The sequence below is a fragment of the Umezawaea sp. genome, assembly GCF_057122925.1.
In genome coordinates this window covers 177,087-190,315 of the sequence record NZ_DBNGPQ010000048.1, presented here as the reverse complement: position 1 = coordinate 190,315, position 13,229 = coordinate 177,087, and the positions used below count along the sequence as shown (strand labels likewise).

Here is a 13,229-nt window from a genome sequence, read left to right as displayed (position 1 = left end):
GACCAAACGCGATCAGCTGCCGTCGAAGCGCTCTCCCCATCGCGCTTGGATCAAGTCGTTCCCCAACGACTTGTGAAGGATTGCCCAACCCCCTCGGTTGTCCGTCGTCGTGACCATACCGGCCGATCATCGACGCGGTATGAACCGAAAGGGTGAATCGAAATGATTCGTCCCAGTGTGGAATCAGGTGGCCGTCCGGATGGGAGGGTCGGGGGTGGGGGACGGCCGTCCACCCCGGAGGCAGAGCGGGGGAGCCCGCGCATCACCCCCGCGGGGGAGACGTCCTCAACCCGCCAGGGGAAGATCGAAACCGGTGGGATTCCTAGTGTTCCAGCCATGTCACCGGTCAAACCCCGCTCCCGCGTCGTCGCACTCGCGATCACCGGCGGTCTCCTGCTGTCCCTCGTGGTCCTCGGCGCGTGGCCGGGGAGCACCCTCGCCGTGCCCGACGGCGCCGCCGCGGGATCGCTCGCCCTGGAACCGTGCGACTACGACACCGAGGCCGGGGCCGCCGCGGCCGACTGCGGCACGCTCGTGGTCCCGGAGAACCGGCGCGACCCGGCGTCCGAGCTGATCGCGCTGCCCGTCGTCCGGATCCGCGCCACCTCGGCGGGCGCGGGCGAGCCGGTCTTCCGGCTGGCGGGCGGACCGGGTGGTACGAACATGGTCTTCCCCCAGGCGAGCAGGCTCACCGACGACCACGACGTGGTCCTGGTCGGCTACCGGGGCGTCGACGGGTCGCGCCGACTGGACTGCCCCGAGGTCGTCGGGGCGATGCGGGCGTCGGACGGCCTCGCCGGAGCCGAGGCGCTGCCCGCCACCACGCGGGCGTTCGAGCTGTGCGCGGACCGGCTGGCGCGCGACGGCGTCGACGTCACCGCCTACTCGGTGGTCGACCGGGTGGAGGACATGGAGTCGGCCCGCACCGCGCTGGGCTACTCGCGGATCAACCTGGTCAGCTCCAGCGCCGGGACCCGCACCGCGATGGTCTACTCCTGGCGCCACCCCGACGCGCTGCACCGGTCCGCGATGATCTCGGTCAACCCGCCCGGCCACTTCGTCTGGGACCCGCGCATCACCGACTCGCAGTTCGGCCAGTACGCCGAGCTGTGCCGGGCGAACGCCTCCTGCGCCGCGCGCACGCCGGACCTCGCCGCCTCGGTGCGGGACGTCGCCACCGACCTGCCCGAGCGCTGGGGCCCGTTCCGCGTCAAGGACACCAACGTCCGCGTCCTGAGCCAGTACGCCATGCACCACAACGGTCCCGGCTCGGCGCCGAACAACGCGCCCACCCTGCTGGACGCCTACCTCGGCGGCGACACCGGTGCCCTGTGGGCGATGTCCGTCCTCGGTGACGTGGTGCTGCCCGAGTCGATCGTCTGGGGCGAGTTCGCCTCGTTCGCGATGCTCGACGCCCCGGCGGCGCGCAGCTACTACGAGGCGGGCGGCGACCCCGGCTCGATCCTGGGCAGCGCGTCGGTCGACTTCCTCTGGAGCGGGCCGTCCGGCGTGTCCGCGGTGTGGCCGGACAGCCCGGACAACGCCGAGTACCGCACGACGCGCCCGAGCGACGTGGAGACCCTCCTCGTCAGCGGCGAGGTCGACTTCTCCACCCCGGCGCAGCTCGCCACCGGGGAACTCCTGCCGTCGCTGTCGCGGGGGCAGCAGGTGGTCCTGTCCGGACTCGGGCACACGGCCGACTTCTGGGAGCACCGCCCCGAGGCGAGCGAGCGCCTGCTGAACACCTTCTTCGCCACCGGCGAGGTCGACCGGTCGGGGTTCGACCCGCGGCCCGTCGGCTTCGACACCGTGCCGCTGAGCATGTCCACGATCGCCCGGCTCCTGGCCGGCGTCACCACCACCGGCGCGGTCCTGGCCCTGCTGGTCCTCGGCGGCATGGCCCGCGCCCGGCGCCGCCGCGGCGGCTTCAGCCCGAGGGCGGGCGTCTGGCTGGGGGTCCTGACGGTGCTCCCGCTGGGACTGGGCGGCTGGTTCCTGGGCGTGCTGCTCGTGTGGACGGTCAACCCGGACGACTTCGTGGTCAGCACGACGGCCGTCGCGCCCGGCGTGGGCCTGATGATCGGCACCGGTGCCTACCTGGCCGGGGTCCGGCGCGACCTGCCGCCGCGGACCCGGCGGACGGCGCTGGCCGCGGCGATCGGGGCCGCGCTCCTCGGCGCGGTCCTGGGCACCTGGGCGCTCCCCGGTCTCGTGGCACCGCTCGTGGCCGTCGTCGGAGCGGCAGCGGCGGCCAACCTGGTGCTGGTGCTGCTGGCCGCCTCCCCGGCGTTCCGCGGTGGACCGGTCACCGGTGCCGGTGCTCAGCCCGCGGTCGCCGTGGCCTAGCGCCCCCGTCCCGACGCCCGGTCCACCGCGACCGGGCGTCGAGGCGCGTCGGGACCGGGGTCACCCGCCGTCGGCCCTGCGCTCCCGGAAGGCGATCATGTTCATCCGGTTGCCGCACCGCACGCCGCAGAACCGCTTGAGCCCGTTGCGGGACAGGTCGAGCAGGAGCCCGGAGCAGTCGTCCGCCGCGCAGATCCGCAGGCGGCCCATCTCGTTCATCCTGATCACGTCGATGAACGCCAGCGCGGCCTCCACCCGGAGCCGTTCGGCGAGCGGGGCGTCCGGCTCGGTCGCGTGCATGTGCCAGTCCAGCGAGTCGTGCCGCACGAGGTGGGGGAGCGCCCTGGCGTCGCGCAGCATCTTGTTGACCGCCTCCACGGCGTCGTCGCGGTCGAGGGTCCACACGTGCCGGAGCAGGGCGCGGGTGCGCTGGACGTCGCGCAGCTCGGCCTCGTCGTGGTCGATTCGCCCGGTGTAGGGGTAGCGGGCCAGCAGGGCCGCCAGCTGCTCCACCGTGGCCAGTTCGTCGGTGCCGCTGCGCGACGACGACGGGTCGGTGTTGCACAGCTCCACGATGACACCGAGCGACTCCTCCGTGTCAGGGGCGAAATGCAAATTGACTCCTTACCGAGACCGGCCTAGCGTCAGGGACGTCCACCAGGTTAGGTCATGACGGCGCACGGAACGGGGTAACGGCATGAGGGTTCCGCCGACGTCAACGGGTCTGGTCGCGGCAGCGGTCTCGTTCATCGCCTTCGGGACGTCCGGGGCGTTCATCAAACCGCTGCTGGAGGCGGGCTGGTCCCCGGCCGCCGCCGTCACGGTCCGCGCCCTCACCGCCGGGCTCGTGCTCCTCCCGTTCGTCGTCGTCTCGCTGCGCGGCCGGTGGGGAGTGCTCCGGCAGGCGAGGTGGCCGGTGGTGGGCATGGGCGTCGTCGGCGTGGCGATCACCCAGGTCCTCTACTTCGCCGCCATCCAGCGCATCCCGGTGGCGACCGCGCTGCTCATCGAGTTCCTCGCCCCCCTCATCCTGGTCGGCTTCACCTGGGCCGTCAGCAGGCGGACGCCTGCCCCCGTCGTCCTGGTCGGCTCGGTGCTCGCGGTCGCGGGCCTGGTGCTCGTGATCGGCCCCGGCGCGATCCGCGCCGTGGACCCGATCGGCCTGGCCGCGGCGTTCGGCGCCGCCATCGGGTGCGCCGCGTACTTCCTGATCGCCGCCCGCCCCAACGACGGCCTGCCGCCGGTCGCCCTCGCGGGCGCCGGGCTGCTGCTGGCCGCGCCCGTGCTGGCGCTCGTCGGGGTGACCGGCCTGCTGCCGTTCACGGCCGAGTTCGGCGACGTCCCGCTGTTCGGCGGCTCCGCTCCCTGGTGGGTCCCGCTGCTCGTCGTCGCGGTCGTCGGCACGGCGCTGGCCTACGCGTCCGGCATCACCGCGTCGGGCATCCTCGGGTCGAGGCTCGCGTCGTTCATCGCGCTGCTGGAGGTCGTCTCCGCGTCCCTCTTCGCCTGGCTCCTGCTCGGCGAGGCCCTCACCCCGCTCCAGTTCGCAGGCGGCGCGCTGATCCTCGGCGGCATCGCCGCGGTCCGGGCCGAGCGCCCGGTCGAACCGGCCGCCGTGCCGGTGCTCAGCGCGCCCCACTCCTGAGGGGACCGCCGTGGGGGCACGGGTGGGCGCCCGCCCCGGCGCTCAGGCGGGCTCCCCGGCCTCCGCCGACAGCTGGAACACCGTCTCCTGGTGGTAGACCTGCCCCGGCCGGAGCACCGTGCTGGGGAAGTCCGGGCGGTTCGGCGAGTTCGGGAAGTGCTGCGCCTCCAGCGCGAAGCCCGCTCGGCGGTGGTACGGCCGACCGCTGGTGCCGATCAGGTCCGAGCTGAGGTGGTTGCCCGAGTAGAACTGGAGACCGGGCTCGGTCGTCCACATCGTCAGCCGCCGCCCGGACACCGGGTCGTGGGCCTGCGCGGCCGGCGAGGGTGCCGAGCCGCCGGTGCGGTCGAGGACCCAGTTGTGGTCGTAGCCGTGCCCGGCGCGCAACTGCGGGTCGGCGCCGTCGACGCGAGCGCCGATCGGCGTCGCCGTCCGGAAGTCGAAGGGCGTGCCCTCGACCGGGACCGGGTCGCCGTCCGGGATCAGCGTCTCGTCCACGGCGCAGAAGCGGCTCGCGTTGAGGCGCAGCGACTGCCCGTGCACGTCGCCGCTGCCCTCACCCGCCAGGTTCCAGTAGGTGTGGTTGGTCAGGTTCAGCACGGTCGGCGCGTCCGCGGTCGCCCGGTAGGTGATGGTCAGCCGGTTGAGCCGGTCGAGGCGGTAGGTCACCTCGGCGGCCACCGTCGCCGGGAAGCCCTGGTCGGCTTCCGGGCTCACCAGGTCGAGCCGCACCCCCACGCTGTCGGCGTCCTCCACCTCGGTGGCCGCCCAGACCTTCGTGTCGAACCCGGCGGGCCCGCCGTGCAGGGTGTGCCCGTGGTCGTTGACCGGGAGCCGGTGGACGACGCCGTCGAGGGTGAACGTGCCGTGGGCGATCCGGTTGGCGTAGCGGCCGACGGCGGCGCCGAAGAACGCCCTCGACGCTCCCGGCTCGCTGTTCGCCGCGTAGTCGTCGAGCGTGCGGAACCCGAGCACCACGTTGGCCCGCTCACCCCGGCGGTCCGGCGCCTCCAGCGACTGGACCACGCCGCCGTAGTCGAGCACCCGCACGGTCAGCCCGCCCGGCCAGGCCAGGACGTACCGGTGGACGTCGGTGTCGCCGAGCCTGCCGAACAACTCCCGGCTGACCTCGGGCGCGCGCTGGGGCATCGATCTCCTCGGTGTCGCGGAGCGGACGCCGAGGGGAGCAAGGCGTCACGAACAATGATTGTTATCGCTAACATGATGATCGTCAAGGGCTAATGAATTAGCTAAATGAATGCCTGTTAACGCTCACAGCATTCCTTGGCGATAGCGGGTGGTGACCGGGTCCGACGGGACCGCGCCGTTGTCCGCGAATTGTTCGTTCACCGTCCGCCCTCCGATCGTGCACAACCCGAACGCACTAGGAACGGACCGCACCGGCCGGGTGGCCGGACTTCCAACCTAGTGGAGACGGCCGCCGGTCGGACGGCGGACGTCTCAGGAGGAGTCGAACGTGGAACGTGCTGGAGCGCGCTGGATCCTCGCCTTCGACGCGTCGTGCCGGACGTGCCGGGAGGTGTCGGCCTCCGTCGACCGGGCGGCGGGCGGGAAGCTGGAGATCATGCCGCTGAGCCATCCCGACGTGCGGCGGTGGCGGGCTCGCGGCACCGGGTCGGCGGCGACGGACCGTCCCGCGCTGCTGCGCGTCGACGGCGACGCGGCCCGGACCTGGACGGGGCTCGGCCTGGGGCTCGCGCTGTGCCTGCGCCTGGGACCGCGGTCGACCGCACGGGTGCTCGGCGCCCTGGGCGAGGCGCGGCGGGGGACCGCCCCGCAGGAGCCCCCGACCGGGCGGCTGCTCAGCCGGGCCCAGCTCCTGCGGCTGGCGGCCGGAGCCGTGGTGGCGGTGGGAGTGCTCGGGAAGGGCGGCGCGCCCGCAGTCGCGGAGGAGTCGGCGGACGAGGCGCGGGCGTGGGTCGAGGCCAACAGGGGGACCCTGCCGCAGGCGTACGACGACGTGGCGGCGATGCCGATGGCCTACCGGCGCGAGGTCTACCGCGCGTCGTCGCCCACCGTGCGCGCACGCCTCTGGCGGGACCAGTTCGACCGGTACCGCGCGGTGTTCGGCGATCGGCTCACGGAGGCGCGGGCCGGGGCGCTGGACCGCGCGGCGGAGATCGCCTCCCGCGACGAGCTCTTCGCCCGCGAGCGGGGGCTGCGCCGGGGTGAGGTCCCGGAGCTCGACGGCCTCCGGGAGGCCGTCACCGACGCCTTCGGCGCGGACACCGCGTACGCGCTCGTGGGCGTGCTGGCCCTCCCGGGGCACGAGCGCGACGCGGCCGGGCCCTACCCGCCGCGCTGCGAGTGCGCCAGCGAGGACCCGTGGTGCGACGGCAGACCGTGCGTCTACGGCCTCTGCTGCCCGCAGCGCTGCGTGTACTACGGGGAGGCGTGCGGAACCCTCTGGGCGTACGACTGCGACGGGATGTGCGGGTAGCGGCACGGGTCACCGGTCGCGTTCGGCTGGTGGGGTCAGCACCTCCACGTGCCGCTCCAGCCACGGGGCGGACACCTCGGCGGCGTCGGTGACGATGAGGGAGATCCGGTCGGGCGGCAGCACGAGGTGGGGCTCGACGTGGCCGTGCTTGGTGACGTCGGCCAGCACCGCGGTGCGCAGGGCGGCGTCCGCCATGGCGATCTTGACGTCGGCGTCGGCCGGGTCGACCGCGGTGGCGCCCACGGACGGGTGCAGGGCGCACGCGCCGAGGAAGGCCCAGTCGGCGCGGTAGCGGGCGGTGGACAGGACCGCGGCCGAGCCGGTCAGGCCGCGGGAGCCGCGGTCCCACCGGCCCCCGGTCAGCGCGAGGTCGACCTCCGGGTCGGCGTCGAAGACCAGCGCGACGTCGAGGGAGTTCGTCACCACCGTCAGCGGGCGGACCGCCAGCGCCCTGGCGAACGCCAGCACCGTCGACCCGGCGTCCAGCAGCAGCACGTCGCCGGGGCGCACGACGGTCGCTGCCGTCTCCCCGATGGCCCTCTTCGTCGCCGCGGCCACGTCGGCCCTGGCCGTCCAGTCCATCCTGGCGGTGTCCAGCAGCACCGCGCCGCCGTGGGTCTTGTGCAGGTGGCCCGCGGCGGACAGCGCACGCAGGTCGCGGCGCACGGTGTCCTCGGAGACCTCGAACAGGACGGCCAGCGCGGCCACCTCCACCCGACCGTTCCGCCGCAACTCGCTCAAGATCCGCGCCTGGCGCTCGGGTGCGAAGACCTGCACCGCACTACCTCCTGTCGACTTCTGCTTGACCATGCCGAAGTATGCACGATTAGATGCGAAACATGCGAGAAGCTGCCGAAGTCGGCATTGCCGGTCAGTCGTCGCGCCTTCGGCTGGCGGTCGCGGGTGTGGTGGGGTTCCTCGCGCTGGGCGCGCTCGCCAGCGTCATCGGGCCGACCACGCCGGGGATGCGCGCCCGGTTCGGCCTGGACACCTCCGAGGGCGGGTGGCTGCTGGCCGCGTTCTCGGCGGGCTCGGCGCTCGGCGTCGTCGCCGCGGGCCTGCTGCGCCGCCGTCGCCCGGCGGCCGGGCCCCTGCTCACCGCGGGCGCGGCGCTGATGGCCGCGGGGTGCGCGGCGCTGCCACTGGTGCCGGACGGGGTGGCGGCCGGGGGAGCGCTGCTGGTCGCCGGGATCGGTTTCGGCGTGGTCGACATCGTCCTCAACCTGACGCTGGCCAGGTCGTTCGGCACGCGCGGTGGCGCGGTGCTGACCGCCCTCAGCGCGGCCTTCGGGCTCGGCGCCGTCGTCACGCCCCTGGTCGTCGGGTGGACGCCCGCGGACCCGCGCGTGCCCTACTGGGGCTGCGCCGCCGTGGCGGTGGCGCTGCTGTGCCTCACCGCGGGGCTCCGGCTCACGCCAGCCGCCGCGTCCGAGCCCGATCGGGCCCGACCGGACCGGACCCTCGCCGTCGTGCTGTCCCTCGCGCTCGTCCTGTTCTGCTACGTCGCCCTGGAGGCGGGGACCGCGGGCTGGGCGACCACGCACCTGGTCGCCACGTCGTCGCTGACCGGCGGCCAGGCGTCCGGGGCCGTGGCGGTGTTCTGGCTTGGCCTGGCGGCCGGACGGCTCGCCGCCGCGCCCCTGCTGCTGCGGTACGACCCCGGCGCCGTGGTCGTCGCCTGCGCCACCGCCGCGATCGGCACCGCGGCCCTCGCCGCGCACGCCCCGGCGGCGGTGGTGGCCTACGGCCTCACCGGGCTGGCCATCGCGCCGGTGTTCCCCGCCGTCGTCGCGTGGCACGCCGCTCGGGTGCCGACCGGCCGCGGCGCGACGCGCCTCTTCGCCGCCGCGCTGGCCGGTCCGCTGGTCGCCTCGCCGCTGATCGGCCTGCTCACCCGCGAGACCGGTGTCGGGTCGGTGCCGTGGGCGCTCAGCGGACTGGCGCTGCTGACCGCCGCCGTCGCGTTCTCGACCCGCCTGCTCCGGGCCGGACGGCCGAGCCCGACCGCAGGCGTGGCGGTCGGGCTCGGGGGCGCGGAGGACCGACCGGTCAGAGGTCGCCCGCCCGCTGGTACAGGTCCCGCACCTCGTCGGTGAAGGCCGCGCCGCTGAGCTCCTCGGTGGTGCCGTCGAGGTTCACGGTGCCCTTGCTGGTGACGGAGAAGATCGTCCCCGTGCCGGTGGCCGGGTCGAAGTCCCGCAGCCACGGACCGCCGCTCGACCCGCCCGCCATGTCGCAGTCCGAGTCCCAGGCCGAGTGGACCGAGTTCGTCCTGGAGGTCGAGGGCAGCACGCAGGACACCAGGGCCTCACCCCTGGCCAGCCGGGACACCGGGTAGCCGAGGATCGTGGTGTCCACGGGGGACGGCACCGGGTCGAACGAGATGCCCTGCGTCCCCGCCACGTCGGCGACGTGCCTGCCGTCGACCGGGTCCACGGCGACCACGGCGTCGTCGTCGCGGGAGCTGGACGGGCCCCGGTAGGTGTCGGGCCAGGCGAACGCCCGGACCGGGAACGTCCCGTGCGGCCGAGCGCCGCGGTCGTAACCGGGCACGAACACGACGTTGACGACCTGGATCGGCCGGTCGTGCCGGTCGAGGCCCGCGTTGACGCAGTGCCCGGCGGTGAACGCGACGTCCCCGCTGGAGCTGGGGACCACCGTCGCGCTGCACGACCCGTCACCACCGGGCACCTGCGTGTAGAACAGCCGTCCGACACCGGGCGCGGGACCGTTCCACGGGCGTGCGGTGGTCTCGGCCGGTGCCAGCCGGTCGTCCGCGCCGAGGGCCGCCACCCTCTCCGGCGTCCAGTAGGACACGGCGGCGGCCCGGTCCGCCTCGCCCACCCTCGTCACCACGTCGCCGTCGGCCGCCGTGGCGGGCGCGGGCGTCACCGCCAGCGCGAGGCCGAGGATCGCGAGCGTCGCGGTGGGACGTGCGGCAGTTGATCTCATGCACGGTGGACGTCCCGGCCCGCCGACGGGTTGCGCGCTCGCCCCGTTCACGGGCCCGCCAGGAAGTCGAGGAGTTCCCGCGTCACGAACTCCGGGTTCTCCTCGGGCAGCCAGTGCCCCGAACCCGGCACCTCGACGGCCCGTTCGACGGCCGAGAACAGCGGCTCCACGGTGGGCCGGGCCGACGCGAGGGTGCCCTCGGCCGCCATGACCATCGTCGGGACGGCGACCGGTCGTGCCGCGGCGTTGTCCCGCTCGTCCTGGTCGAGGGTCCGGTAGAGGTCGAACCCGCCGCTGAGCACCTCCGGGCGCCGGTAGGTCCTGGCGAACTCGTCGACCTGCTCCTCGCTGAACGGCGACGCCGCTCCCGCGCCGCCGAAGCTCACGCCCCCGTGGGCGACCAGCGGGTAGAACGACGCCAGGTACTCGCGCACGTCGTCGTCGACCAGCATCTCCGGGATCCCCTCCTGGTCGTGGAACGCCATGTGCCAGCTGAACGTCCGGTAGGTCGCAGCGCTGAGCGCCGGTCCGGGCAGGGGGTAGTCGAGGTGGGCGTACCTGACCACCTCGTCGGGGTACTGCGAGGCGTACCGCGCCCCGACGCCCGCGCCCAGGTCGTGCCCCACGAGCCGGACGTCGCGCAGGCCGAGTTCGTCCGCGAGCAGCCCGTGGACGTAGCGGGCCAGGGTGGCCTTGTCGTAGCCGGTGGGCGATCCGGTGCTGTCGCCGAGGCCGGGCAGGTCCAGCGCGTAGACCGTGTACCTCTCCGCCAGGGCGGGCATGACGCCGCGCCACGCGTACCAGGTCTGCGGCCAGCCGTGCAGCAGGACGAGCGGGTCACCGGTGCCGCCCGCGACGTAGTGCAGGCGCACCCCGTCGACCTCGGCGAACCGGTGCGTGAACAGCCGGTTGAACTCCTCGTCCCCGCGGGTCGCCGCGTCGAACGCCGGTGCGCTCGACGTCGGGTCGCCCGCACCGGGGGACTGCCCCGCCGCGGTGCAGCCGAGCGTGCACAGCAGCACGGCGACCGCGCCGACGAGCGTCAAGCGGAACGTCGTGTACCTGACCATCAGGTCTCACCTCCGCGACGAGCCTGCGCCGTCGGAATTCGAGCTGGCAACTTCTGTTGCGGATCGGCAAAATGGTGAGGGTGGACGACTTCGAGGACTCCGTGGTGGCGGCCTTCGGGCCCCGGTTGCGCGCGCTGCGCCGGGCCCGCGGCTCGACCCTGGCGGAGCTGGCCGAGCAGACCGGGCTGACGGCGGGCACCCTGTCCCGCCTGGAGACCGGGAAGCTGCACCCGACGCTGGTGCAGCTGCTGCCGCTCGCACGGGTGCACGGCGTCCCGCTCGACGACCTCGTCGGCTCGACCCGCACGGGCGACCCGCGCGTCCACCTGACCCCGGTGACGCGGGACGGCATGGTCTTCGTCCCCCTGACCCGGCGCGCGGGCGGCATCCAGGCGTTCAAGGTCGTGTACCCGCCCGCGTCGCGCTGGGGCGAGCCCGCGCCGCGCACCCACGGGGGCTACGAGTGGTTCTACGTGATGAACGGGAGCGTCCGGTTCCTGCTGGGCGAACGGGACTTCCTGCTGCGGGCGGGCGAGGCGGCGGAGTTCGACGCGCGCGTCCCCCACTGGATCGGCAGCGCCGACGAGCGGTCGGCCGAACTCCTCATCCTGATCGGCCCGCAGGGCGAGAAGGCGCACCTGACCGTCGCGCCGGGGTGACGTCCCGCCGGATCAGGGCCGCAGCGCCGCGAGGAACGAGTCCGCCGACTCCTCCCAGTCCATCGACGCCGCGGTGCGCAGACCCGATTCGACCAGTCGACGGCGCGACTCCCCGTCGCGCAGGAGCCGCAGCACGGCCCCCGCCATGCCGTCGGCGTCGCCGACGTCCACGAGCAGCGAGTTCCGCCCGTCCGCGCAGAAGTCCTCCACGCCACCGTTGCGCGTGGTCACCACCGCCGTGCCGCAGGCCATCGCCTCGGCGACCGGGAACCCCCACCCCTCCTGCACGGACCCGCACAGGTGGACCGCGCTGGCCCGGTACGCCCGACTCGCCTGCTCCCGGCCGTTGCGCGCACGGGAGTAGCCCATCCAGCCGGGCAGCACCGAGGGCCGCTTCTCGGCTCCGAACGCGTTCACCCGGAGGTCCGGGAGCTGCTCGCGCACCCGTTCGAGGGCGGCGACGACGGTGGCCGTCCCCTTCTGCGGCCCCGAACCCGCCAGCACGCTCACGCTCGTGCCGCGCGGCCCGTCGGGCGTCGGCGGCCGGTACACCGAGTGGTCCAGTCCGTTGCGGACGACCGACACCCTCCCGCGCGGCACCCCCAGGTCCTCCAGCAGGCACGCGAGGTAGCCCGACACGGCGACCTTCGGCACGTCGGAGCGCAGGACGGCGTCCACCTCGGTGGGGTCGTCGACGCCCCAGACCTCGTACCCCTGGACGAGGTGCAGCGGCCTGCCCTGCTCCGGGGCGAGCAGCGGGAGCAGGCGCGCGGTCGTCCAGTACGTCGCCACGACGACGTCGCCCTCGGGCAGTTCGCGGGCGTCGAGCTTCGTGACCATGGTCATCCGCACGGCGGGGTCGATCGGCATCCAGCGCAGCCAGTCGGCGAGCCCACCCGGCCGCCGGTCGTGCCACCGGTCCCGCGCGATCTCGCGCAGGTGCTTCAGCGGACGGTGCCAGCCCTCGTACCACTGCTCGTGCACCACGGTCACCCGGTGGCCGCGCGCGGTGAGCCGGTTCGCGTACTCGTAGACCACCCGGAAGCCGCCGCTCGGCAGCCTGGAGAAGACCGGGAGGATGAACGTGATCCGCATGACCGCAGTGTTCCACGCGGCCACCACCGTGATCGCGGACACGTCAGTCCACTGTGGACTAGCCCAGGCTCGCCGGTGGTTTGCTGTTGGCCAGCAGCCGCACGTCCGCGCTCCGCGCCGCGGGACCGGGCGGGGCGAGCGTCAGGCCCGCGGTGCGCAGGGCCGCGACGCGTTGCAGCGCCATGAGCCGTCCCACGTCGCGCAGGGCGGCGAGGGCGTCCGACCGGGTCGTCTGCCCGGCGTGCTGCCGGTACAGCCAGGTGACCCTCTCCTCGTTCCAGCCCGCGCCCAGTTCGGACAGCGCGGCGAAGGCGATGAGGTCGTCGTCCGCCGGGCTCGACGCCCAGCCCCCCACGGCCCGCAGGGAATCCGTCCGCATGAGCAGCCCGGCGCAGTGCACGGGCCAGTTGCCGCCGTGGGCCTCGGCCCACGCGTTCACCGCGCCCGCCTCGACCAGCCCGAAGGGCAGCGCCGAGTCCCACGCCTTGCGCGTGCCGTCGGGGAGCAGGTCGTCCGCCGCGCCGACGGCCCAGTGGACGTCGTGGTGCTCGAACGCGGTCAGCAGCGTCGCCACGGCGCCGGGGAGCAGGACGTCGTCGTGGTCGAGGACCTGCACCAGTTCGCCGGAAGCGCGTGACAGCGCCAGGTTCCGGGTGGCGCTGATCCCGAGCCGCACGCCGTTGGCGCCGTACCGGGCCTCGGGAACACCCTCGAAGAAGCCCGCGAGCGACGGGTCGGCCCCGTCCTCCTGGACGACCCACTCGACGTCCCAGCCCGCGGGCAGGACCTGTGCCGAGACGCTGTCCGCGGTGGCCCGAAGGAAGTCCGCCTTCGGTGCGTACGCGGCGGTGATGATCGAGACTGTCGGCAACGCCCACCCTTCCCGCGCACGGGGCCCGACCGTGGGGCCCTCGCCCGCCACCACGTCCGGGCCAGGATGGCACAGCCCGTGCCCGCCCGCTAACCCGCCTGCTCACGCCGCCGCGGGTGTTCCCAGCGGT

General features: G+C 74.1%; 12 protein-coding genes. 5 read left to right on the top strand and 7 right to left on the bottom strand.

Annotation, left to right across the window (positions count from 1 at the left end; all coding sequences use genetic code 11):
* The first annotated feature begins 336 nt into the window (after nucleotides 1–336).
* Nucleotides 337–2,346, top strand: a complete 2,010-nt coding sequence (locus AC156L_RS10795) for an alpha/beta fold hydrolase (protein WP_330874369.1) — start codon at nucleotides 337–339, stop codon at nucleotides 2,344–2,346.
* Between the two features lie 60 nt (nucleotides 2,347–2,406).
* Here the strand turns inward: AC156L_RS10795 and AC156L_RS10790 are convergent, their stop codons facing one another.
* A complete protein-coding gene (locus AC156L_RS10790; protein WP_330874368.1) occupies nucleotides 2,407–2,961 on the bottom strand; it encodes a CGNR zinc finger domain-containing protein in 555 nt (184 codons plus the stop codon).
* 82 nt (nucleotides 2,962–3,043) lie between these two features.
* Here AC156L_RS10790 and AC156L_RS10785 point away from each other — a divergent pair, with 82 nt between their 5' ends.
* On the top strand, nucleotides 3,044–3,991 hold the full coding sequence (locus AC156L_RS10785; RefSeq protein ID WP_330874367.1) for an EamA family transporter: 948 nt from the start codon (nucleotides 3,044–3,046) through the stop codon (nucleotides 3,989–3,991).
* Nucleotides 3,992–4,033: 42 nt separating this feature from the next.
* Here AC156L_RS10785 and AC156L_RS10780 read toward each other — a convergent pair whose 3' ends face one another.
* Nucleotides 4,034–5,140, bottom strand: coding sequence for an aldose epimerase family protein (locus AC156L_RS10780; protein WP_330874366.1), 1,107 nt, complete (start codon nucleotides 5,138–5,140; stop codon nucleotides 4,034–4,036).
* A gap of 328 nt (nucleotides 5,141–5,468) precedes the next feature.
* On the opposite strand from AC156L_RS10780, the gene AC156L_RS10775 reads away from it, so the two are divergent.
* Nucleotides 5,469–6,452 (top strand): bacteriocin fulvocin C-related protein, encoded by a 984-nt coding sequence (locus tag AC156L_RS10775; RefSeq protein ID WP_484406784.1) that lies wholly within the window; start codon nucleotides 5,469–5,471, stop codon nucleotides 6,450–6,452.
* 9 nt (nucleotides 6,453–6,461) lie between these two features.
* On the opposite strand, the gene AC156L_RS10770 is transcribed toward AC156L_RS10775, so the two are convergent.
* Nucleotides 6,462–7,229 carry a DeoR/GlpR family DNA-binding transcription regulator gene (locus tag AC156L_RS10770; protein ID WP_330874364.1) on the bottom strand — a complete coding sequence of 256 codons (768 nt, stop codon included), beginning with the start codon at nucleotides 7,227–7,229 and terminating at the stop codon, nucleotides 6,462–6,464.
* 62 nt (nucleotides 7,230–7,291) lie between these two features.
* Between AC156L_RS10770 and AC156L_RS10765 the strand changes: the two genes are divergently transcribed.
* Nucleotides 7,292–8,548 carry an MFS transporter gene (locus AC156L_RS10765; RefSeq protein ID WP_330874363.1) on the top strand — a complete coding sequence of 419 codons (1,257 nt, stop codon included), beginning with the start codon at nucleotides 7,292–7,294 and terminating at the stop codon, nucleotides 8,546–8,548.
* Here AC156L_RS10765 and AC156L_RS10760 read toward each other — a convergent pair.
* Nucleotides 8,502–9,404 carry a trypsin-like serine peptidase gene (locus AC156L_RS10760; protein WP_484406782.1) on the bottom strand — a complete coding sequence of 301 codons (903 nt, stop codon included), beginning with the start codon at nucleotides 9,402–9,404 and terminating at the stop codon, nucleotides 8,502–8,504. The two genes, AC156L_RS10765 and AC156L_RS10760, sit on opposite strands and share 47 nt — an antisense overlap.
* A 47-nt stretch (nucleotides 9,405–9,451) precedes the next feature.
* On the bottom strand, nucleotides 9,452–10,474 hold the full coding sequence (locus AC156L_RS10755) for an alpha/beta fold hydrolase (protein WP_330874361.1): 1,023 nt from the start codon (nucleotides 10,472–10,474) through the stop codon (nucleotides 9,452–9,454).
* 71 nt (nucleotides 10,475–10,545) lie between these two features.
* Between AC156L_RS10755 and AC156L_RS10750 the strand changes: the two genes are divergently transcribed.
* Entirely contained in the window at nucleotides 10,546–11,133 is a 588-nt protein-coding gene (locus tag AC156L_RS10750; protein WP_414719806.1) for a helix-turn-helix domain-containing protein, read from the top strand.
* A gap of 12 nt (nucleotides 11,134–11,145) precedes the next feature.
* Here AC156L_RS10750 and AC156L_RS10745 read toward each other — a convergent pair whose 3' ends face one another.
* Both AC156L_RS10745 and AC156L_RS10740 read right to left on the bottom strand, forming a co-directional pair.
* Entirely contained in the window at nucleotides 11,146–12,270 is a 1,125-nt protein-coding gene (locus tag AC156L_RS10745) for a glycosyltransferase family 4 protein (protein ID WP_330874359.1), read from the bottom strand.
* A 16-nt stretch (nucleotides 12,271–12,286) separates the two neighbouring features.
* Nucleotides 12,287–13,099 carry a glycosyltransferase family 2 protein gene (locus tag AC156L_RS10740; RefSeq protein WP_330874358.1) on the bottom strand — a complete coding sequence of 271 codons (813 nt, stop codon included), beginning with the start codon at nucleotides 13,097–13,099 and terminating at the stop codon, nucleotides 12,287–12,289.
* Between the last annotated feature and the right edge of the window lie 130 nt (nucleotides 13,100–13,229).